The 21510-nt window shown below is 44.4% G+C and carries 19 protein-coding genes and 1 CRISPR repeat array; of the genes, 2 read left to right on the top strand and 17 right to left on the bottom strand.

Annotated elements, in window-relative coordinates; translation table 11 throughout:
- Positions 1 to 58: 58 nt before the first annotated feature.
- The 9 genes from ABC831_RS02890 to ABC831_RS02850 all read right to left on the bottom strand — a co-directional run bounded on the left by ABC831_RS02890 (position 59) and on the right by ABC831_RS02850 (position 11106).
- Positions 59 to 925, bottom strand: a complete 867-nt coding sequence (locus ABC831_RS02890) for a shikimate kinase (RefSeq protein ID WP_343246738.1) — start codon at positions 923 to 925, stop codon at positions 59 to 61.
- 167 nt (positions 926 to 1092) lie between these two features.
- Positions 1093 to 2448, bottom strand: a complete 1356-nt coding sequence (gene csm6 / locus ABC831_RS02885; protein WP_343246737.1) for a type III-A CRISPR-associated CARF protein Csm6 — start codon at positions 2446 to 2448, stop codon at positions 1093 to 1095.
- A 140-nt stretch (positions 2449 to 2588) separates the two neighbouring features.
- Positions 2589 to 3289: a CRISPR direct-repeat array (repeat unit 33 nt; unit sequence GTTTCCATCTCCTTGCGGAGCGTAAGTTGTAAC).
- Between the two features lie 150 nt (positions 3290 to 3439).
- Entirely contained in the window at positions 3440 to 4204 is a 765-nt protein-coding gene (gene cas6 / locus ABC831_RS02880) for a CRISPR system precrRNA processing endoribonuclease RAMP protein Cas6 (protein ID WP_343246736.1), read from the bottom strand.
- 21 nt (positions 4205 to 4225) lie between these two features.
- On the bottom strand, positions 4226 to 5296 hold the full coding sequence (csm5, locus tag ABC831_RS02875; protein WP_343246735.1) for a type III-A CRISPR-associated RAMP protein Csm5: 1071 nt from the start codon (positions 5294 to 5296) through the stop codon (positions 4226 to 4228).
- A complete protein-coding gene (gene csm4, locus ABC831_RS02870; RefSeq protein WP_343246734.1) occupies positions 5293 to 6279 on the bottom strand; it encodes a type III-A CRISPR-associated RAMP protein Csm4 in 987 nt (328 codons plus the stop codon). The genes csm5 and csm4 overlap by 4 nt, the downstream gene beginning before the upstream one ends.
- The gene (gene csm3, locus ABC831_RS02865) at positions 6260 to 6931 is read right to left on the bottom strand and encodes a type III-A CRISPR-associated RAMP protein Csm3 (RefSeq protein ID WP_343246733.1); all 672 of its coding nucleotides are present in this window, start codon (positions 6929 to 6931) and stop codon (positions 6260 to 6262) included. Before csm3 ends, csm4 begins: the two co-directional genes overlap by 20 nt.
- A 12-nt stretch (positions 6932 to 6943) precedes the next feature.
- Positions 6944 to 7495 (bottom strand): type III-A CRISPR-associated protein Csm2, encoded by a 552-nt coding sequence (csm2, locus tag ABC831_RS02860; RefSeq protein WP_343246732.1) that lies wholly within the window; start codon positions 7493 to 7495, stop codon positions 6944 to 6946.
- On the bottom strand, positions 7492 to 9861 hold the full coding sequence (gene cas10 / locus ABC831_RS02855; protein ID WP_343246731.1) for a type III-A CRISPR-associated protein Cas10/Csm1: 2370 nt from the start codon (positions 9859 to 9861) through the stop codon (positions 7492 to 7494). The genes csm2 and cas10 overlap by 4 nt, the downstream gene beginning before the upstream one ends.
- A 156-nt stretch (positions 9862 to 10017) precedes the next feature.
- Positions 10018 to 11106, bottom strand: a complete 1089-nt coding sequence (locus tag ABC831_RS02850) for a DUF3810 domain-containing protein (RefSeq protein ID WP_343246730.1) — start codon at positions 11104 to 11106, stop codon at positions 10018 to 10020.
- Positions 11107 to 11313: 207 nt separating this feature from the next.
- Here ABC831_RS02850 and ABC831_RS02845 point away from each other — a divergent pair, with 207 nt between their 5' ends.
- Both ABC831_RS02845 and ABC831_RS02840 read left to right on the top strand, forming a co-directional pair.
- Positions 11314 to 12678 (top strand): sodium-dependent transporter, encoded by a 1365-nt coding sequence (locus ABC831_RS02845; RefSeq protein WP_343246729.1) that lies wholly within the window; start codon positions 11314 to 11316, stop codon positions 12676 to 12678.
- Positions 12679 to 12711: 33 nt separating this feature from the next.
- Positions 12712 to 15591 (top strand): ATP-binding protein, encoded by a 2880-nt coding sequence (locus tag ABC831_RS02840; protein WP_343246728.1) that lies wholly within the window; start codon positions 12712 to 12714, stop codon positions 15589 to 15591.
- Positions 15592 to 15682: 91 nt separating this feature from the next.
- Here ABC831_RS02840 and ABC831_RS02835 read toward each other — a convergent pair whose 3' ends face one another.
- From ABC831_RS02835 to ABC831_RS02800, 8 genes are all read right to left on the bottom strand, one after another.
- Positions 15683 to 16693: an SPFH domain-containing protein gene (locus ABC831_RS02835; protein WP_343246727.1), complete on the bottom strand. Its 1011-nt coding sequence runs from the start codon at positions 16691 to 16693 to the stop codon at positions 15683 to 15685.
- A 12-nt stretch (positions 16694 to 16705) separates the two neighbouring features.
- The gene (locus ABC831_RS02830; protein WP_343246726.1) at positions 16706 to 17146 is read right to left on the bottom strand and encodes a TM2 domain-containing protein; all 441 of its coding nucleotides are present in this window, start codon (positions 17144 to 17146) and stop codon (positions 16706 to 16708) included.
- Between the two features lie 403 nt (positions 17147 to 17549).
- A complete protein-coding gene (locus ABC831_RS02825) occupies positions 17550 to 18875 on the bottom strand; it encodes a phage tail tip lysozyme (RefSeq protein ID WP_343246725.1) in 1326 nt (441 codons plus the stop codon).
- A gap of 75 nt (positions 18876 to 18950) precedes the next feature.
- Complete coding sequence (locus ABC831_RS02820; RefSeq protein ID WP_147601350.1) at positions 18951 to 19262, bottom strand: hypothetical protein; 312 nt, start codon at positions 19260 to 19262, stop codon at positions 18951 to 18953.
- Positions 19263 to 19273: 11 nt separating this feature from the next.
- Positions 19274 to 19675 carry a hypothetical protein gene (locus tag ABC831_RS02815; protein ID WP_147601349.1) on the bottom strand — a complete coding sequence of 134 codons (402 nt, stop codon included), beginning with the start codon at positions 19673 to 19675 and terminating at the stop codon, positions 19274 to 19276.
- Complete coding sequence (locus tag ABC831_RS02810; RefSeq protein ID WP_147601348.1) at positions 19665 to 20003, bottom strand: hypothetical protein; 339 nt, start codon at positions 20001 to 20003, stop codon at positions 19665 to 19667. Before ABC831_RS02810 ends, ABC831_RS02815 begins: the two co-directional genes overlap by 11 nt.
- Positions 20000 to 20212, bottom strand: coding sequence for a hypothetical protein (locus tag ABC831_RS02805; RefSeq protein ID WP_147601347.1), 213 nt, complete (start codon positions 20210 to 20212; stop codon positions 20000 to 20002). Before ABC831_RS02805 ends, ABC831_RS02810 begins: the two co-directional genes overlap by 4 nt.
- Positions 20205 to 21233, bottom strand: a complete 1029-nt coding sequence (locus tag ABC831_RS02800; protein WP_343246724.1) for a reverse transcriptase domain-containing protein — start codon at positions 21231 to 21233, stop codon at positions 20205 to 20207. Before ABC831_RS02800 ends, ABC831_RS02805 begins: the two co-directional genes overlap by 8 nt.
- Positions 21234 to 21510: the final 277 nt, after the last annotated feature.

The raw sequence follows: 21510 nt of genomic DNA, 5'->3' as shown, positions 1-21510 counted from the left end.
CATCCAGCTATTTGGCTTCCTGTTTTTATCATACAGGAATTTTCTGGTAAGTGAAAGCTTATTTCGCACTTCCCGCGACTTTTTCGATCAGCTCTTCACAGATATCCGGCACATCTCTTCCGTCTGTCGCGATGATAATATCTGCCGCTTTCAGGTATTTCGGCCGCCGTTTTTCCAAAAGCCCGGCGATAAATTCCACATTCATATTATGATTCAGAATCGGGCGTTCCCGGCTGTCCTTGACCCGTTCGTAGATCGTTTCGGGCCTGGCCGTCAGAAGTACGATTTTCCCGTTTTCTTTCATCAGGCGGATATTCTCATCCTGAAGCACCATACCTCCGCCGCAGGATATGATCAGATTCTTCCGTCTCTGAAGCTCTGCCAGCAGCTGGGTTTCACAGCGGCGGAAATAGGCTTCGCCGTCTGTTTCGAAAATATTGGCAATGCTCCTGCCCTCTCTTTGCTCGATCAGGCGGTCCGTATCTGCCTCCTCTACCCCGAGCGTTTTCACCAGATAGGATGAGATCGTGCTCTTCCCGGTTCCCATGAAACCCACCAGCAGGATATTACAGGAGAACAAGGACTGTGCGCGGACTTTATCGGCACTTTCAATTATTGTCTGATAGATATTACGGATGATTGATTCATCAGCGCAGCCGCGAAGAAGGCGATCGATCTGACCGCCCAGGTCCCTCTTTAATTCTCCGTACAATTCTCCGTCCGCCTCTTCATCCATACTGTCATCCTGAGATTTCTTCATGATTTTATCCTGGTCTGTTCCAGGTCCCAGCAAGGGCTGATGATGCTTTATATCGAAATCTGTCAGTTCTCTGGTCAGCTTCATCCTTTGATTCAGGGCTTCTATGATATGCTCATCACACTGCCGGATGCGCTCTTGCAGCTTCTCTTTGTCTTGGGTTTTCATAGTTACCTCCGTTGTCTGTATGATAGAAATTAGTATGTAGGGCGAAAGTACAGTTACACATTCGTTTTTAAGCACTGCAACGGATATATTATAGCAATATGCAAGCACGAATACAAATGCTTTTTCCATTTAATGCAATAAATTATGTTGTGATAACAACGTTGGCACTAAAGACTATTTTCTGTACCGGAATACAATTGATTTATTATCAGTTCATTCATATTATCATATGATGATTGGATAGACTCATTTTGATAAATACCGGCTTTTCTGGCTAATTTCCATAAAGTCTCCATGATATCAGCCGGGGATTTCCCACATTCTTTTGTAATTATATCCTCAGTTAGACAAATGATTACATGTGCTGCAAAATTACGGACATTTTGCTCAACTCTTCTCAATTCTTTCACCATGGAAAAAACGTTTTTATCACTTCCATAACTCTCAATAAGAATTTTCAGATGTACCGATGAATACGGTAAGTTTTCGTTATATCCCTTTCCAGATCCTATTGAAAAACCATTCTCCAGCTTTTCTAAAATATCCCTGCCCTTTTTCGTTTGCCCCAGTTTCTTCCTGGTGATATATACTTTTCCACTTTTAGATTTTTCACAATAGTCTTTTATCCTGATATCTAAGATATTGGATAAATAACTCTCTAATACATCTATAATGATCGGCGTAACACCTCTTATGAAATCGACATATTCCTTGCGTTTACGTTTAATATCCAACGTTAAAAGATATTCTATATTCATTTGATATACTGTATCTAATCTAGGCATAAAATTAAACTCATATTGCTTTTGTAAGGCCCAGACTTCATCCAGTTCCAAACGGAATCTCTTTTCTGAAGCTTCCAGCATCGCTAATGATATTTTTGACAGATGATTACAGTTTTTTGCAACATTGTTTGCCGCAGTATAATCGTAAACCTCCAGATGTCCACGAATAATACCATATCTGATCTCTTCTGCCAGATTCAGATGTTCCGAAACCACACACCGGTCATTAAAATTTTCTTGGTTATCTTTATTAGTGACCCACCTCTCCTCAAAATCAAATTCTTTATTAAAATTTCCTCCGTTTGCGGGAGAGGGTACTTGAATCGGACGATATTTACTATCACTAAAGGCAGCCAGGGTCTGTAAAGCTGCATCCATCGCAGGTGTTCCCGAAGAAACGTTTAATAGCAGCTCGAAATCCTCTCCTTTGTATTTATCGCTTATCTCACTTAGTATGCTGCGGAATTCGTGATAGAAGATGTCAAATACATGGGGATTGTCTAAATCAGGCCTTTCGATAATTTCAATCTTGAACGTATATCCTAATGTCTCGCCTAATCTGTTCAGGCTCCGGCAATATCGATCATCTCTTCTGTGTAATTCCAGCATTTCTTTCGATAAATATAGATAAATTACAGCCGGTTTATATTTTCGACAAATATGTAATAGTGGACCGTCACTATTCCTTGCAATGGGATCGGTGCCGCTTACTGCTGAGAATAAGATGTATTTTTTCATTGTTATCCTTCTTTCAGTATTTTCTCTACTTAAAAATTAGGCGCGTATAGAAGTAATATTTTTGAATGCGGACATGTTGTATCTCCTTGCGGAGCGCAGGTTGGAATGAGTATACTATATAGCCAGTTAGGAATTACACAATTTCCATCTCCTTGCGGAGCGTAAGTTGTAACGCCGGAACGGTGATTTGTGGTGCTACTATTCCGGGTTTCCATCTCCTTGCGGAGCGTAAGTTGTAACGATTACTAGACGGGCAAAAACACAGTTGGACGAGGTTTCCATCTCCTTGCGGAGCGTAAGTTGTAACGATTATGAATACAAGCGATCAACTTTGGGAATTGCAGTTTCCATCTCCTTGCAGAGCGTAAGTTGTAACCATTGAACAGGTGTATACCGGAGCTAACTACGATGTTTCCATCTCCTTGCGGAGCGTAAGTTGTAACGTTGGTCTCTCTTTCAAAATGGGAAAGTAAATGGTTTCCATCTCCTTGCGGAGCGTAAGTTGTAACTGATGCGATGTTGGAGAATGAGCAGCCAAACACGTTTCCATCTCCTTGCGGAGCGTAAGTTGTAACCTAATAATTGATCCTGATAGTGAGAGGCTGTCAGTTTCCATCTCCTTGCGGAGCGTAAGTTGTAACAGGCGGCCTGAATGATATCTATGACCGGGATAAGTTTCCATCTCCTTGCGGAGCGTAAGTTGTAACGAAAATATATGGTAATATTAATATAGAGTTAAGGTTTCCATCTCCTTGCGGAGCGTAAGTTGTAACTGATCTTTTCGGCGGTCAACAAGGTTGCCGGATGTGTTTCCATCTCCTTGCGGAGCGTAAGTTGTAACCCCTCCCAAAACAACCCGCTGCCAAAGCCATCTCCATACATATAAAGTGCGAACCTATAAAACCCCATCAAAATTTCCCCTCAAAAAACCACCAAAAACATCTCGCCCCCTAGAAACCTCCAAGGTGCGAATCCCCCACACTTTTCATGTTCACTGCCGGTTCGCACCACACTCCTTCCCTCCAATCAGCTCAACACAGACACCTCCCATCCCCAGCGCCGTCTTCGCTCCAACCCCACACCAATTACCAAAGTACAACAATGCCTGAGCTAAAATTCTCAGCGGCTCGGGCAAATAAAATTTTATCATTATATATCCCCGGAAGCCCTTCGTGAACATATTTTTCATAGGATAATAACTGCTCTCCAATTTATATGCCGTGATCTTCGTGCCAATTAAAATCTGCCTCACCGCGTCCTCATCATTTACCGGTACCTTCGGAAATATTTTGTTCCAACGCATAATAAGGCTTTGCATGACCAATTCCGCCGTAGGAAATAGCACATATTCTCCGTTTTGTTTGAATGTCGCAGGGCTGTGAAAATAAATCCGATATTGTCTGGCCTCTCCATAACGCATCCCCGCTTCATAAAAAATCTCCCGCTCACCCGGAATCAAGATTTCTGTTTTCTGGACCATATGGTATTCCTTACCGCGAATATCTACCTTCCTGTCCTTTAAAATATCTTCGATCTGTTGCTCCAGCCTGTCATCAAAACAGGAAAGAGTCCAAACCGCCCGCTGCGTCCGGTTATCATACTTCACATATTGACTCATCACTACGCGTTCCTGCTGATGCAGCAGATCCGACAGTTCCGAATCCAACTTGTTGCTCAGCATTCCATAGAAGGCATATCCGGGATTCACATCCACTTCGCCATTATATTCCCATTCAACTGTAAACTTTTTCGCCAAATCTGCGTCCCCGCTTTCCTTCTATTTAAATCCTACCGTACACACACCATAATGGTAAACATCACGGTTATAATACGTACACTTTAGATTTCTGGGGGAGATTCCCACCAGCTCGTCCTTGTCGTGAAAATGCTTTGGGAACTGCCTCTTCATCACAGAAGAGACCAGTTTCACAGCCTGTTCATGCCTGTGCTTCCCCATGGCTGCATACGCAATATTTTTAGAGAAATATCCGCAGCCTCCTCCGACCACCAGCATCTGATTATGCACGGGAAATTCACCGCCTTTATACTTCATATAATAAGGCAAATATGTATCTTTGTAATGCTTTCCATAATCCTGGATACATTGTTCTAAGAATTTCAGATTCCAATCCTTCCAGATCCTTCTGTCAATCGTTATCCTGCTTCTGATCTTTACTCCTGTGCGGACGCATTCCCGTACCAAAGGCATCTGTTTTATATTCCCACTGGGAGACATATCCCATTTTCCGCATAAAACCATATCATCCGGGGAAATCGTTTCGCTGTCGGATACAGCGAATCCTCTCATAATACTATTTTGTTCGTCGCCCGGATGATCCGTCACCTGCAAAGTATTCAGATAGGTCTGTTCCAGTCTTTTAGCATTTAAATCATTCTTCTGAAGCCCATTCTTCTGCAAAAGCAATCCTGTCAATAGAGCAGTCCGCAATGCCCCTTTTAAAGAACTTCCGGGAATATAAGGTCTGCCATAGCGATCTCTGTAAAACATCCAGATCTCTTTCAGGGATCTTCCCGCCTCCAGTCCTTCCCCACAGCGGATGGTATATCGAGTAAATGATGCCACTTCCTGTTCTGTTACGGAATTTTCCGACAGAAATTTATATAAATAACCACTAAACGGATTGGTGATAAACGCTTCATACTTTTCCACTAACCCTCTTTCGATTAAGAAAGAAAAGAATTTTTCATCATCTAATACGGATACCATTCTCTTGTTGGCATCCATATAATATTCCACCTTGCTGCAGGACTTTCCATTTCCTACAAATACTGGTGCTCTGGTTTCTAATATCATCTGATAACTCTCCAGATATCCTTCACGGATCATTGTTTTACCTCCATAAAAATCGGACGGGAATATCGATAAACCGGATGATCCTTCCCGTTGAATACTTGATAAATATCTCCCGAAAAGCGATTCATAAAAACGGAACCTGCGGAAAAGAAATATTGCGTTTTTTTCTTGCAAAAATGGTCCCTGTATTTTGACGAAAGTACATACCCCCCTCTTCTGGTAAGGGTATAATAGGCTCCCTGCATCGATCTGTCTAGTTCCTCATCCTTCGGCAAAGCTGTCGTAAGCAGAAGACTTAATCCTGCCGGCTCCGCTGTCAGACTGCTCTTAAAGAATGCCCTCTGCTTGTCACGATTCTCCGCGCTGTCATCCAGGATTGTTTCTTCTATCAAACGGAATTTCCCATAACCGGAACTGATTTTCCCGCCCAATCCCTCCATCTCCAGATCTTTCAACAGCCTGCGAACCAGATCCAGATCATCCTGATTTTCATATTGGACCAACCCATACAAACCGCAATCCTCATAAAATAAAAATCCGCTTACCATATATGGCAATGCGTCTTCTTCCCTACGGACCGCTGCCTTAATTACATCCCACGGAGTCCCGAATTCAGCACCCAATTCTTCCACATTCAAGTTCTGCTCTCCCTGCAGGCCTCTCCAAAATTCATCCAGCCTCATAGCCGGAATAAACTTTATCCCTTTCATCTGTTTTCTTCTGGATGAATCCATTGTGTTCCATGTTAACTTCGCTGGCAGAGAAGGCTTCGGTACATAAAGGATATCCTTTTTATAAGGGAACAGATCTGAAAAAGCCAATTTTCTGTCTGTCACTCCTTGAACCAGTGCCGGTATTTCATTCTCTCCATCACTTTGGCAGGCACTATGGCATAGCGCAGAAAAAAGTGTATCCGCGCACAGACTGACCGTCGTATGTTCCAGAGCCTTAGCGTCAGCGCCATTGCCAAAGTGAACGGGCCCCGTAAAGCGTAATTTATATAGATAAAAGCTCATAATTTTCCACTTCCATAAACAGATTTTTGATCTCAGACAGGTCGGTTTGTAAATTCATTGATTCTATACGGATATTCTCAAAGCTTACACGGCCGCTTCCCCTGGTCCCATGGCCCCCCAGATAGTCGATCTGCAGCAGCTTCATCCCTTTCGCCAGCATCTCAAGATCCTCATCCCGCTGACCGTCATCCTCTACATTGTATACGATACACACCTCGAACAAGGCCCCGCTGACCACCCGTTCGATCGATCTCGGTTTCGCTTTTGCCGTCACTCTGTCTATCGTATTTTCAGCCTTCACTTCCGTCACATCACTCAAGTGTAAAAATTCCTCTTTATTCTTTAAGAAAGCGTCTGCGAACTGCAGCCGGCTTCTTCTGATAGGCTTCTGCGAAGTTCCAAACATACGTAGCAAAATTTCCGGATCACTATTGGGAGAACTGTAGACTATGCCTGCTTTTTCCATGTACCTGGCCAGTAAAGTTCTGATTTTCCCTTTCAGGCTGCTTCCTGGAATAATTGGATAATTCGTTCTTTTATCCCTTATAACCGGACTGTTTATGGCGCCAATTGCAGCATATTCCTCCGATCCTCCGATATGTAATCCCGTCAAAACCTTTAGAACTGCCTTTATGATTATTTTATCACTCATTTTCGTTCCTCCTTATGCATCATCTCCACCCAAAAACCTGTGGTAGGCCACCAACGCTTCCATGTAATTCGCAAAATTAATAAATTTCTCCCTATCGCTGCCAATCCCTTTTATATACTGCAGAAGATGTGCCGCTTCAACAAAACTTTTCACCGCTCCTTCTCTGCCTGCATCGTATAGAATACGTACCCTCATCTTTTGCAGGGCGGATACACTCTCCGGTTTTAATTCCGGCTCCCTCCTTCTGCTCTCTACGTTATATATATCTGTTGACAGCGAAAAGATATTCCGTATTTTTGATGTGGTCAGCTCAAACTTATAATTCCCACCGGGCTGCTTTTTCCCCAGCCCCCTCATTACTCTTTCCGCCCGATCCACATAATCCACCGGTATCTCCTCGGCTGTCAATTCCAGGTTTTTATGCTCCTGCCTATAGTCGCTGTTCTTCCTGTAATCATTATTCTGACTATAATTACTCTTTTGCCTATTGCCCTTATTCTGGCTATAGGCATCGTGGTGTTCTCCATGAAATCCATTATTTCTCTGTCTCTGATATTCACTCATAGCGTCTCCTCCTTTTCTTTCGTTCTTGTAAAATATAGGAAAATATAAATCGCAGTGATTAGTTCCTTCCTGTCCTTATCGTCCAAAATCCACTGATACATCGATCGTGAAAACTCACTATATATCTGCCAATTTAACTGGTCAGTCGGATCCGGTTTCATAGTGGCCAGCAGGTAGGCATAGCGCGCGATATTTATTTTTTCATCCGTACCCCTCAGGAACTCCAGAATCCGATATAAAAAAGCATTTCCCCGTTCCTGGTTCTTAGCATGAAAGAACCTCCTGAGCAATGTCAATTTCTCACCAATTACCCCTTTCCGGAACGCAGGCCACGGATACACATGGTCGGCATCAAACAATGCCACCGCATTTTTCCCGGGCAGCGCCTTCGCCATGGCTTCCAATTCAGCAGTTCTGTCCGCCGACCGGTGAACCGGATATTTGAGATCATAGATGCCGATCCCTCCGGATAACGACAGCTTACCGGCAGTATAACGCCGAAAGCCCTCCTGAATCCTCATAGCGGCATCGATCACATCACTCCATGCCCCGATCAAAAACACATCGTCCCCTCCTGAATAAACCACATCGACCTTTAGGAAAGAATTACTCTCATCTCCTTGTAAAATTTGATTTATATAACCTTTAAAGAACATGGACAATTTACGTGAAAGCACCGCGGTTCTATTTAATGTTACATAACGCTCTCTCTTAGAAAGAATCTCTTCCCCAATCATCTGAAATCCACCAATAAAAGTAGAACCAAGATTATCGACATCCAGTCTTAAAACTCCAATTTTACCGATTCCTTGTGCTTCCTCCGCCATCACAGACAGCAAATCACTATAATAGTAATCTCCCATATAGATCCGAATCGCGCCACACTCAGAAATAGGAGTGTTATTTTTCACATACGTTCTGCGCACCTCTTCACTCTTTAGCTCCCGCCGGATTTGAAGCGGATTAAAAACATACAAAAAGGCTTCTCCGGCCTTTCCGTTATCGATCACAGGCACGGAAACCCCCGTTTGACCACTGATCTCGCTCTCGTATATCACCAGCACCCCATCCGGCTTTAATATCTTATTCGAAAATTCAGCAAAAGCACCGCACCAGGCACATATATCATCTCCTTGCAATAACTTCTCCGTACGACCACATATTTTACATTCTCTGCCTTCATCCAACCCACGGTTTCCATTGAGTTCTCTAATCTCATCCGGTGTATACCTTTGCATTTTGCAGGCACTGATCTGACGGGACAGAGATCGAAATAGGCTTTGATAGGCCTCATCTTCCGCCGGTATATTCATCAATTCTTTCCCGCTGCACGGCACCCAGGCAGAAGCCATATATAAATGTGTATCGAAATTATCCCGAAACCATTTATTTACAATCGAATTCCACAATTTCAGACCGTCCTTCACCTCTGCAGTATTCGGAAGCAAAAGATAGCAATGCGCACCTCCCGAATAAATCAGGTTGGCCCGGGATAGGCCAATAAACGAGAGCAGTTCGTCTATATAATGCTCCATAAATATTTCCAAAAAAAATGACCGGCTGCGAAGAGTTTTAAGGACCTTGTCACTTTTTATCATATAAATAAATTGCTGCACCCCCGAAATATCACTTGTATAAAGTAAGAATGCTTTTTCCTCTGCAAATTTCTCCCGATCGAAAACGGATTCATCCGCTGACCCGCTCATCTTCTCCCAATCAATAAATTCACTGATACAACTTCCCAAGGCTGCTAACATATTATTTCTGTCAAACAGGGAAATATCTTCGTCCTCTCCATCCTCCCCTGCTGTTCCAACCACAGAGAACCATTTTCTCCCGCTTTCTATTAACGAATTTAATTTATCCGGTCCAACACCATGCTCACGCACATCTTGTGCAAAATGCTGCAGACAATTCTGATAGTCTTCGCCAGACCATTCTATAAACTGATCCTCTTCAATCGGAAATAATAATCTTTCGGACATTTTAGGTTCATAAAAAACCATATCCGATCTTCCATTTAAATAATTAAAAACTGACTGCAGCCTCCTCAACTCATTTTGATTTGATCTCTGCCCCGTCAGTTTCTGCCATCTCATGTCCGTCAATATATAATTTGCTATAGAAACTATATAAGCAGGTAAATCCTCCCATCTCCCCGCCTTCTTACTCCCCTCTATAATCTGCTCTGATCCAATCATAAATTCCAGCAATTCAGAATCCCCGATAACTTTACTATCCCCCAGCCACCGGACAGCACCCGTTTCATAAGCTTGCCCATACACATCTGGATAAGCCCTGCAAACAATCCGTCCAATATCATGAAAAAGGCCGCCGAGGATCACTTTATAAGTGGTATCTTTCATCCCAATCTCCCTCTTTTGTATTCTAATACCGCCAACCATTTTATATCATTTTACCATTTTACAGTGTCTTTTCGCAACTACTTTGTATAAAATCCCCAAACTCCAAAACTAAAAATACCGAAATCCCCCCGTTCCGGCCCTTCGAGCTCCAGCCCTTCATCCTTCTAAATCCGCCCGATAACTCAGCAGCAGATCCACCATCCGCCCATAACTCTTCACCCCGTCACTCTGAGAATTCGCCTTCAGGTAAGTATCATTAAACTTATCATAAGTTTTCGCCACCACACCGTCATATTTACTCCACCACTCATTATGATGCACCAGCTCACGATTCGCCGTATCACACAGTTTCGCCCGCACCTCAGAGTAAGCCTCCGGGTCATCCTTCGCCAGCGCATTCGTACTGTAGATATAAGCCAGCAGATCCCCGCTGTACCGGAATTCCGGACTGTCCGACTCCTGACAGGCCAGATACGCGATGAAATTCGCTTCATCCTCCCGCATAAACCCTTTCAGATGGGACAGCTCATGGCACATGGTGGATGGTATACTGTAAGCCGGCATATTCCTGTTATAATTGGCCTCCACCGTGAGAAAATACACCCCCTGCAGTTTCTCATAAGACATCACAAAACTTGCCAGGATCGGCTTTGGCAGCGGATAATACCCATCGAGGCTCTCATACCGGTCCCCCAGCTTACTCATAGAAGCGCTGGCCTCCCTTTTGACACCTTCCGGCAGCGCGCATAAACCATCTGCGTCCGTTTCGATCAACTGCGCTTCCCTGTTGATTTCCTCTGTAAGCCATTCACACAGATCCGTAAGTTCCGCCTTCGTATACTCTTTCATCTCGAATCCGGCTTCCTGGGAAAAGGGATAGCGGTAATAATTAATCCCGCAGTTCAGATTAAATATCAAAAAGAGAATGACACCCGCATGCAAAACAAAGATGCCCCCGCTTCTTCCCATTTTGCTTAAACTGTAAATCCCCTTCCGGATTCGGATTACACCCACTGCCAGCCAAACCGCCACCAGCAGAATTCCCCCGTAGATCAGGAACTCTCCCACGGAAAAAGGCAGCACGCTGAAGAGCCTGCCCACTGTATTCACCCACAACGGATAGATATTCACCGCATACCATTCACCGAACCAGGCCGTATGCCTGGATAGCACCTGCATCAACAAGCCGAGTACCGTCAGTGATCCCAAAAGTATCCCTCTTCTTTTCCAGTTGATTTTTTTCATTGGCATCCACTCCAGTCGAATTTTTCATTGGCATTCCTTAAAATACCCGCGTCCCAATCGTATTATATTTGTATTTGACACAAAGGTCTGCTACTATTTATAATAACAGTATTATGAAGATAGGTTCATCCTGTATTTTGCCGGTACCTATAGAATATCAAGTCCTGAATAAAATAGCAATTAAGTAACTATGAGGAAGGGGATTTTATGCAGCAAAGAGAGAAGTTTTCATCCCGTCTGGGTTTTATTTTTCTATCTGCAGGATGCGCCATCGGTCTTGGGAACGTTTGGCGTTTCCCATATATCACCGGGAAATACGGCGGCGGAGCTTTCGTCCTTATTTATCTGTTTTTCCTGATTATCCTGGGCCTGCCGATTATGGTGATGGAATTTTCCGTGGGAAGGGCCAGTCAGAAGAGCATCGGCCGCTCCTTCCATGTTCTGGAGCCCAAAGGGAGCAAATGGCATATTCACGGCTATTTCGGGCTGGCCGGTAATATCCTGCTGATGATGTTTTATACTACCGTCGGCGGTTGGATGCTGGCTTACTTTTTTAAAATGGCAGCGGGAGAATTCCAGGGATTAACCCCCGACGCCATCAGTACGAAGTACAATGCTTTGACCAGCAGCACCTCCGAGATGATCCTGTGGATGCTCATCATCGTGATCTTGGGCTTTGTGGTCTGTTCCTTCGGCCTCCAGCGGGGTGTGGAACGGATTACCAAATGGATGATGGCCAGTCTGTTTCTCATTATGCTGGTGCTGGCAGTCCGCGCCTTCACGCTGCCAAACGCGGCGAAGGGGTTGTCCTTTTATCTGCTTCCCGATTTTAATAAGATCAAAGAGGCCGGGGTGGCCAATGTCATATTTGCCGCTATGGGACAGGCATTTTTTACCTTAAGCATCGGAATCGGATCTCTGGCCATCTTTGGCAGTTATATAGGAAAAGAACACCGTCTGACCGGAGAAGCCCTCAATGTGGCTGTTCTGGACACTTCGGTAGCGCTGATCGCGGGTCTGATTATATTTCCCTCCTGTTTTGCTTTCGGTGTCAATCCAGGAGAGGGGCCCGGACTGATCTTCGTCACCCTGCCTAATGTGTTTAATTCCATGCCGGGCGGCAGGCTCTGGGGATCTTTGTTCTTTTTGTTTATGTCCTTTGCCGCGCTCTCCACCGTTATTGCGGTATTTCAGAATATCATGTCCTGCTTTATGGACCTGTGGAACTGGAGCCTTAGGAAGGCAGCGCTTGTCAACGCGGTTCTGATCGCCGTCTTATCCTTGCCCTGCATTCTGGGAATGACCGTCTGGAAAGACGTTTCCATCCTGGGTTTTGACATACAGGGATTTGAAGATTTCCTGGTCAGCAATAATCTGCTGCCGCTGGGTTCCCTGGTATACCTGCTGTTCTGCGTTACCCGCTATGGATGGGGATGGGATAATTTTATCAAAGAAGCGGATTCCGGCACCGGCATTCGTTTTCCCCGCAAACTCAGGTTCTACTTTACCTTTGTGCTTCCGGTCATAGTTTTGTTTATCTTCATACAAGGGTATTACAGTCTGTTAAAATAAAGTGCATGATACACCGGTCAGGAGGAGTAATCTATGTTAAATCGAGGCAGGGCGCGTATTGTTAGAATTCCATTTATTTTCCTGCTTTTCCTTAGTCTGATAATAGCAATCCCTTCGACAGTCTTGGCCGCCCAGGAGGAAACTCCGACTGCCGGAAACGATATCGATCTGTCGGAGAAAAAAGTATTGAGAGTCGGCCTGTCAGAATCCAAAGGGTTGAGCTTTCTCGATGAATATGGGAATCCCACCGGGCTGATTGTGGATTATCTGAATGAAATATCCAAATACACCGATTGGCAATACGAATATCACTTCGGTGATCCGGAAGAAATATTCGAGGAATCCCTGAATGGTAAATATGACCTGATGGGAGGCGTATATTATGCCCCGAGTCTGGAAGAATACTACGGATTTCCCAAATACAGCATTGGTTCTAACCAGGCTGTTCTTTATGGCCGGAAAGATGACAATCGTCTGAAAAGTTATGATTTAACCTCTCTGAACGGCATGACCATCGGGGTTTATGAACAGGCAAAAGAAAAAATACGCCGTTTAGAGGAATTCCTGAACTTTAATGATCTGAAATGTGAGCTCAAGTCTTACAGTCACGACGATATGGTGGCAGAAACACTCTATACCTATCTGGAAAATAAGGATATTGATCTCTTATTGGGCAATGATATGGAAAATGCCTCGCAATTCCGTGCTGTCACCTCTTTTGACGCGCAGCCCTATTATATTACTACCCGGCCGGGAGAACAGGAGATCCTGGACGGTCTGAACATGGCAATTGAAAAGATCCTGGATTCCACCCCCCATTTCAACGATGAACTCTATACAAAATACTTTACTAATAATAACGAAACAGATGTTCAGTTTACGGATGAAGAGCTGGCCTACATATCTGCCAATGGCAATGTGAAAATCTCCGTGGTAAATAACTGGCATCCTTTTTACTGCCTGGACAATGACAAAGACCACCATGACGGATTAGTACCTGACTTAATAGAACTAATCTCCGAGATTTCCAATCTTAATTTTACCTATGTATATGCCGACACCTATGCCGAATCCATCTCCCAGGTACAGAATGGGGAAGCTGACCTGTTGGGCTGGTATCTGGATTCCGCTGCCTATTCTGAGACCCAGAACCTGGCTCTGACCAGATCTTACCTGAGCCTGAATAACATGATCATAAGAAATAAATCCGTCTCCTATCCCGGGGATAATTTAACCGGTGGAATCATGGAAGGGCGCTCCCTGCCCGACGAGATAAGTGCCGCAAAAATCCGTTACTACCCTACCTCCTTCGCGGGGATAGAAGCTGTCAGCCGGGGAGAGATTGATTTTTTCTATGGTCTGTCTTCCTCGCTGGAACAGGAAATCCAATCCCATCAATTCCTGAATATATCGCCGATCACTTTGTCAAATAAGAGCACAGTGGTTTCTTTTGCCATGGCCCGGCCCATTACGCCGGAGCTGATGACCATATTAAACAAATCAATCTCGGCGGTCTCCAACGAAAATCTGGATTCCCTGATTGACCGGAATATGGTCTCTGTAGGCCGTACGGAAATGTCGTTAAAAGATATGATCTATGCCAATCCCTTCGCTTTCCTCGCTATATTTTCACTCATACTGCTTCTGATCGTCGCGGTATTTCTGATCGTAGTCCGGTCCCGGGTGAAAAATACTCTGATGCAGAATGAGTTGAAAAAGGCGGAAGCGGAAAGTAAAGCAAAAGGAGATTTTTTGTCCCGTATGAGCCATGAGATCCGAACCCCAATGAATGCCATCGTTGGGCTGACAGATCTAACCTGCATGATGGACGAGGTTCCCCGGAATGTGGAGGCTAATCTGAAAAAGCTCCGTTCCTCCTCTCAATATCTGTTATCTCTGATCAATGACATTCTGGATATGTCCAGAATAGATAACGGAATGCTGACTATCGCCGCGGAGCCCTTCTCCCTGAAACATATGCTGGGCGAAATCGTGGAGATGATGAACGTGCAGGCAGAACAAAAGCAGCTTATTTTTGAATACCGCTGCTCCATTGAACATGATTGGCTGATCGGTGATCCTATCCGGCTTCGTCAGGTACTGATTAATCTTTTGTCCAATGCGATCAAATTCACTTCTGCTGACGGGACGGTGGCCTTTGATATCGCTGAAACCTCTGGAGACGAACGATCCGGCTCCTTCCGCTTTTCCGTACAAGACACAGGAATTGGTATCCCTTATGACTCACAGGAGCAGATATTCGGCGCCTTTGAACAGCTGGGCGCCAATGTCTCCAAAAGTGCAGGAACCGGGCTTGGCTTACCGATCAGCCGTAACATTGTACGTCTGATGGGCGGTGACCTAAAACTTCGCAGTGAGCCGGATAAAGGTTCCGAGTTCTATTTCAGCCTGACCCTTCCATATGAGGACAGTCCCCCTGCCTCATCGGTGTCAGACGATGCCTCCATGGCTCTGAATGGGCTTCGGGTCCTCCTGGCCGAAGATAATGATCTGAATGCTGAGATCGCCACAGACCTTCTTAAGATGCAGGGGATAAATACCGAACGGGCATCGGATGGTCTGGAAGCAGTACAGATGTTTATAGAAAGTCCGCAGGGATATTACAATCTGATTCTTATGGATATCCAGATGCCGAACAAAAACGGCCTGGATGCCGCTGTTGAAATACGGGCCTGCCCTCATCCGGACGCCTCCGCTATTCCGATTATTGCCATGACTGCGAATTCCTTCCAGGAGGATGTGGAAGCCGCGATCGGTGCAGGAATGAACGACTTCATTCCCAAACCGGTTGACTCGGAATATCTGTTTGAGGTCATAAGAACACATCATTTGCTTCTCCATACAGAAACCTCTGGTATCAGCAAAAAACGGAATGATTGTACTCCAGGTTAGGAGAATAAAAAAGGAAGCAAAATTGCTTCCTTTTTTAAACTTCTCTTCTGGAATTTGGCTTAGACAGCTTACTCCTGCTCTTTCTCATCTCTTATAGTCCGAGAAGCTCCTTTTTCTTCAGATTAAATTCATCCTGCGTGATAATTCCCTCATCCAGCAGTTGTTTATACTCCCGGATCTGTTCTATATTACTCTTTTCCTTCTGCTCTCCTGCATTCTGAACAGCAGCCTGAGGCTGTGGCTGCGGCTGTGCTGCGCTAAGATTCTGGGCCAGAGTATTTCCCAGGGCCATACCAGCTCCCAGACCAGCCATACCGCCTTCCTGACGGGAAGCATCCCTCATGGCTCTGGCTGTCTGGTACTGCATGAACGTGTTCATGTCTCTGCCCGCCATACCGATTCCCGACTGCTCATCTATCATCTCCTCCACTTCATCCGGAAGGGATAAATTCTCCACGATCACTTCACTGAACGCAATACCAAAAGGTAAGGCTTTTTCATTCGCCATCTGCATAATAGATTCTGAAAGGCTCCGGTATTTGACAGCCAGATCCAGAATCGACATATTGCATTCCGCGATCGAGACCGCCGCCGCTTCCAGCAGGATGGATTCCAGGTATTTGATGATCTCAAACGTCATAGTCCGGCTCTGGGCACCAATGATCTCTCTGACAAACCTGGTCACATCGATAACCCGGAAGGAAAATTTCCCAAAAGCCGTGATCCTGGCCATGTTCAAATCTTTATCTCTGACGATAATCGGATTTGCCATCTCCCATTTATTGCCGACAAACTGTTTCAAACTAATAAAATACAGATCCGCAATCACCGGAGAGCGGAATCCGAAGGAAAATGCCTGCATTTTCGATAAAAACGGAAAATTGTCCGTATTCAATATATACGTGCCGGGTTCCATCACATCCGCCAGGTTTCCGCCTTTAATAAATGCCGCTGCCTGCCCTTCGCGTACGATTACCTGAGAGCCTTCCTTGATCTCATCGTCTCCGCCCCGGTCATACTTCTTGACCAGAATTTTACCGTTCGTGTCCACATATTCGATGACGTCCAGGAACTGCCCTTTGATCATATCCATAACTCCCATATGCTGCCTCCTCTACCTTATGGTTCTGCCCTCGCTGTCCTGAAAAGTGTTGCTGGCGATCTTAACTATATCAACAATCCATCCGACATAAAAAATTCCAATCGTAAATGTATATAGCAAGCCTGTGCCTACTTTCCCTACATAATAGCGGTGAACTCCGATCCAGCCTAAAAAGATCGCAAGGATTAACGTAGTGGTCTTACTTTTGGGTGATTTCAAAGCTGTGTTCTGCATCGGATTCATCTGGGTGTAATTTTGCTGCTGGCCAAATTGCTGCTGATAACCCTGCTGCTGACTGCCTTGCTGCTGATAATCAGGCTGCTGGTTCTGCTGCCCTGCCTGATCCACTCCCTGATACTGCGGACCGGCGGCTGCCTGGGGTGTACTCACAACCGCTCCACAATAAGTACATACACCGTTCTCGACCGGAGCGCCACATAAATTACAGTTCATTAGTCTTTCCCCCTTACTGTTGTTTCAACTCAAATTACTGGTAAGTCTGTTTTAGCTATGTGTATTATATCACACTCTTAGACCTATTTCATTAAAAAGGTAAGCTTTATTTTTCAGCCTTTATTTTTCTGGGATAACGAAATTTTAAATGGGGGCCGCTGCACTCAGTGATTCGTACGCAGCTTCATTCCGGTGCCCAACAGCATGAAAAAATGCTGTAAACAGCCCGTTTAAGACCGCTTACAGCATTTCCATTTTATCTATTTTTAATTCTAAACAATCCCCTGTGCATTCATAGCAGTAGCACAAGGTCTCAGTGTTTATGCGGTTTTTGCTTTCATTTGTATATTATGGGCATATTACCAACGAAGTCCTTTTCGATTTTATACCATCTTACATCGCTTTAGGCTTTCTGTAAATATGCAGATGAACAGAATCCGGTTTTGTCTCCATATACCACATAATACCAACGTGTTCCGTTGTAGGTTGTGTAGTAACCATAACACTGTACCGATGATCCGGCTGGCATTAAAGTGATTGCAGTTTTACCGGTGCCGGCTCCAACTCTCAGGTACAGATTGCTAGTCGTTTTGTATTTTCCGGCGATTGCTGCATCTTTACTTCTTGCACTCTCAACCCTTGCTGTACTGCCAGACACTGCCGGTTTGGATGTTGATGTGCTTCCGCTTGGGGCGGATCCGCCTACGGAAACAACGATAACAGTATGCCCTTTGCTCTTTGTAACCAGAATGTCTCCTGATTTAAGGACGGTTGCAGATGTAACGGAAACTTTTTTAGCAAACAGGCCTGATTTTTCTAATACTGACGGCTCCGTTGCGGTGCTAAAAGCTCCCACGTCAATGCCGGTTGCCTCATAGATACAACCTCTTACGAGGTCGCTGCAATCTGTTTCTGTCTTTTCTCCGATTCCTTTCATGTTGCCGTACTTTTTAAGCATTGCCATAATGGATCTGTGTGCCTGACAGTAGCCGATATTGTTGTTCATGCAGGCATCCCACATTGCTTTAGCAACTTTCTTTGCGTGTTCGTCACTCAGGAAGCGGAACATATACCATCCTTTGGTATGAACATAATAATTCTGTGTGCTTACCTCTACGCCATCCTGATCTCCCGGCTTGCCTCCGGCATACTTTCCGTTCTCATCTCTTCTTGCACTTCCGATAATTACTTTCATTGTCTTTTCCTCCTTTTTCACTGCAAACTGGTTATAATATTCCTTGGCATAAGATCCCCTGGTTGCCTTTACCTTTTGCCCCTGATCTTTCGGCTTTTCATATCCGGTCAGGATAATGTTGGATGCTTCCTGTGTGGATTTTGCGGCTTTGAGTTTTGTAAGAACCCCTTTGTACGATCCGGTCAATTCCTCCCACAGAAATTCTAACTGCATCTCTTCGTCTCCGATGGACTTATTTTTCTTCTTGGCAAAATTGAGAAGATTCTGTTTTCTGCTCCAATAGGTCCACTGTGCGTACCCATAGCCGTAGGAATCCCGGACAAAGTTCCCATAGCTGCCGTTGTCTACCGCAGCGGTATATGTTTCATCTGTATACCCGCTCTTTTTCTCACAACTGTTCTGCAGATTGCGAGGATTGAATCCGCTCTCGGCTCTTATGCTTGCCATGACACCACTTACGGCGTAATGACTTAATCCTTTAGCACAAAAGAAGTTCCATGCCCTCTCCTGTGCTGTCGTACCTTTCAATGCCATGATCCGTGCCTCCTTAAAAAGAAAGAGCCGGGTGTGTTAATTCACATCCGGCTCATGGCTCTGAATAATATTCTCTTACTGGTTTCCAATCTGTTTGATCTGCTTGATTGCCTGAATAACTTTGTCATATCCGTTCGTGGCAACTAAAAAACTAAGATACGCAAGGGCAATGAGTTCAACGCCAATCTTTGCGTTAAGCATCGTTTCTGTGTAAATCAGATACCCGGCGGACAGTGCCACGGAGATAACGACTGCGGTAACTGCTGCCATCACGTTCGATGAATAGTCAACAGATTTCTTATCCAGAAGTTTCTTGATTCCCTCAACGGTAAGGTTTGTGAGTAATGATACTGCGAACAGTGCTACAATTAAAAATTCCATTGTCATAATATGACCTCCTATCCTACTGCCTCATCATCAGAGGCTTTGTGTGTGGTTCCGTCTTTGCTTATGACGGTGCTGTTGATTGGTACTGAAAAACTGAGTTTGTTCTTTTCAAAGATGTTCATAATCGTATTTGTTCCAAGGTAAACCACCAATGGAGCTACGATTTCTTTGACGATTGTGCTTGATACATCCACCACCGGGTCCATGCCTATCCATGAGAGAACATAGGAACACGATGTAAGGATCATCCCATGAGCCAATACCGCAGTAGTGGCTACCTTTGCATAGGTGTTCAGGCTTACTTTCTTTTTCTTCTCTTTTCTCCGCCTACGCTCTCTTTTCTGCAGGATGTAAAATGTCACGCAAGCTGCAATGTAACCGAGAGCGAAACCTATAAAAATTTTAAGTATCATCTTCTACACCCTCTTTCTTCTTTTGCGGTTCTGTCGGTAGTCCTTTCAGATCTTCGATTAAGTCTGTCGCAACATCATTTCCGCCAAGTATGTGATAAGGTTCATACATCCTTGTGGCGTTCTCTCGTGCGTATATGGGGCAGTAACCCCTCTCAGACCACTTATTGTATGTCTGAACGATACCATTTCTTAAAAGAGCTTCTACGCCCTTGTCAATGGCTTTGTTTTTTAAGTGCTGATTGTACATCAGCTTCGCCATCACGCCCATTCCACTGATTATCAATCCAAAAAGAAACTCGATCCAATATTTCACGATAAAATCTATCATTCTTCACGCTCCCGTCTGTATGATCTCAAATCATACTCAATTAAATCCATCTTCTGATCCACGTCGTTTTTCATATCATCGAGTTCCTTATGCAGTTCATCCGATATTCTGCACTGCTCAATGATTTCTTCCTGCTTTTTAATTATTTCAAGCAGTTGTGTGGTTGCCTCACACAGCCTATCTACAATGACATAACTTCCATCACGCATGACTTTCCTTTAACTCCTTTGCTTCACAGGTGATCTTCTGCACCAGATTATAGGTGTCGGCGTGTTTTATCGAACCAATTCTACTTGTAAACGATTTGTCGAAAAATTCTTCCGTGATAGTTCCATCTTTGAAATTCTTCATAAGGCGTTTCAGTCTACGCATAGCATCCTTTCTGATTTTCTTCGTAGAGTTCCAATGCCTATATCCAACAAAATCCACTCCGTTCTTTGCATAAACAATGGTTGTTTTTGGATTTAATTGTAATTTAAGAACATCCGCAAGGAATATTTCTATCTGTTTCTCCCACCGTTTCAACTGTTCAAGATCCTCTGATATAATCACAAAATCATCCATATATCTCATGTAGTGTTCTGCATGAAGTGTATGTTTTACGAACATATCCAATCGGTGTAAATACACGTTGGCAAATAGTTGGCTCGTAAGATTTCCAACCGGTATGCCGACACCATCCGGGAATATCCCATTATGGTCTATTATCCGGTCAAGGATTACGAGTAAGTCCTTGTCTTTAATGTAGGTTCTAATTTCTCTTTTCAGAACCTTGTGGTCTATGCTCTGGAAGTAATGGTGTATGTCGGCTTTCAGTACATAGACTGATTTACCTTGCACAACTTCCAGATTATATAACCACCTTGTCAACTGCTTGCTGGCTCTGTGAGCACCTTTCCCTTTTCTGCAAGCGTAGGAATGGTAGATGAACTGATGCTCAAATATCGGCTCTATGTAATTGACAATCATATGTTGGATAACCCTATCGTAAAATGGCAAAGCCATGATTATACGCTCTTTGGGTTCCCAAACTTTGAATACCTTGTACTTTCCAGGAGTATATGTCAAACTTTCCAATTCCCGAATGGCTTTGCCGAGATATTCCTCTCTGTTTGCTTCAAACTCCAAAACCTCCGGTCTGTACCTTTTGCACCGCCTCGCTTTTTTGTATGCGTTTAATGCGTTCTTCATGGTACAGATGTTTTTCATAAGACCTGTTATTCTCTTCATAAATAATGCTTACGCCACACTTCCTTCGCTTTCGCTACTATTTGGCTTCGCTGTTTTAAGTTCGCCCGGTTTGCACGGGACGGGATAGCCGTCTGACTATTCAATAAATGATTATCAAATAATCCTTGTTGGCAAGCCATAGCTCCACCAATCTGACAGTTTTCAAAATAGTCACAGACGCACCACACGCCAATGTTCGTGTTCACGTTCCACGGATAATTGTTGCAATTCACAGTCCGCGAACCATCGTGAACCCCGTTGTTCCAGTTGCCACCGC

Source organism: Diplocloster hominis (genome assembly GCF_032380655.1).
GTDB lineage: Bacteria > Bacillota > Clostridia > Lachnospirales > Lachnospiraceae > Diplocloster > Diplocloster hominis.
This window is presented reverse-complemented; position numbering and strand designations above follow the sequence as displayed.

Coding starts and splice junctions, on each gene's coding strand:
- ABC831_RS02890 (WP_343246738.1), bottom strand. CDS start 925: ATGAAAACCCAAGACAAAGAGAAGCTGCAAGAGCGCATCCGGCAGTGT.
- csm6 (WP_343246737.1), bottom strand. CDS start 2,448: ATGAAAAAATACATCTTATTCTCAGCAGTAAGCGGCACCGATCCCATT.
- csm5 (WP_343246735.1), bottom strand. CDS start 5,296: ATGATCCGTGAAGGATATCTGGAGAGTTATCAGATGATATTAGAAACC.
- csm4 (WP_343246734.1), bottom strand. CDS start 6,279: ATGAGCTTTTATCTATATAAATTACGCTTTACGGGGCCCGTTCACTTT.
- csm3 (WP_343246733.1), bottom strand. CDS start 6,931: ATGAGTGATAAAATAATCATAAAGGCAGTTCTAAAGGTTTTGACGGGA.
- csm2 (WP_343246732.1), bottom strand. CDS start 7,495: ATGAGTGAATATCAGAGACAGAGAAATAATGGATTTCATGGAGAACAC.
- cas10 (WP_343246731.1), bottom strand. CDS start 9,861: ATGAAAGATACCACTTATAAAGTGATCCTCGGCGGCCTTTTTCATGAT.
- ABC831_RS02850 (WP_343246730.1), bottom strand. CDS start 11,106: ATGAAAAAAATCAACTGGAAAAGAAGAGGGATACTTTTGGGATCACTG.
- ABC831_RS02845 (WP_343246729.1), top strand. CDS start 11,314: ATGCAGCAAAGAGAGAAGTTTTCATCCCGTCTGGGTTTTATTTTTCTA.
- ABC831_RS02840 (WP_343246728.1), top strand. CDS start 12,712: ATGTTAAATCGAGGCAGGGCGCGTATTGTTAGAATTCCATTTATTTTC.
- ABC831_RS02835 (WP_343246727.1), bottom strand. CDS start 16,693: ATGGGAGTTATGGATATGATCAAAGGGCAGTTCCTGGACGTCATCGAA.
- ABC831_RS02830 (WP_343246726.1), bottom strand. CDS start 17,146: ATGAACTGTAATTTATGTGGCGCTCCGGTCGAGAACGGTGTATGTACT.
- ABC831_RS02825 (WP_343246725.1), bottom strand. CDS start 18,875: ATGGCATTGAAAGGTACGACAGCACAGGAGAGGGCATGGAACTTCTTT.
- ABC831_RS02820 (WP_147601350.1), bottom strand. CDS start 19,262: ATGACAATGGAATTTTTAATTGTAGCACTGTTCGCAGTATCATTACTC.
- ABC831_RS02815 (WP_147601349.1), bottom strand. CDS start 19,675: ATGATACTTAAAATTTTTATAGGTTTCGCTCTCGGTTACATTGCAGCT.
- ABC831_RS02810 (WP_147601348.1), bottom strand. CDS start 20,003: ATGATAGATTTTATCGTGAAATATTGGATCGAGTTTCTTTTTGGATTG.
- ABC831_RS02805 (WP_147601347.1), bottom strand. CDS start 20,212: ATGCGTGATGGAAGTTATGTCATTGTAGATAGGCTGTGTGAGGCAACC.
- ABC831_RS02800 (WP_343246724.1), bottom strand. CDS start 21,233: ATGAAGAGAATAACAGGTCTTATGAAAAACATCTGTACCATGAAGAAC.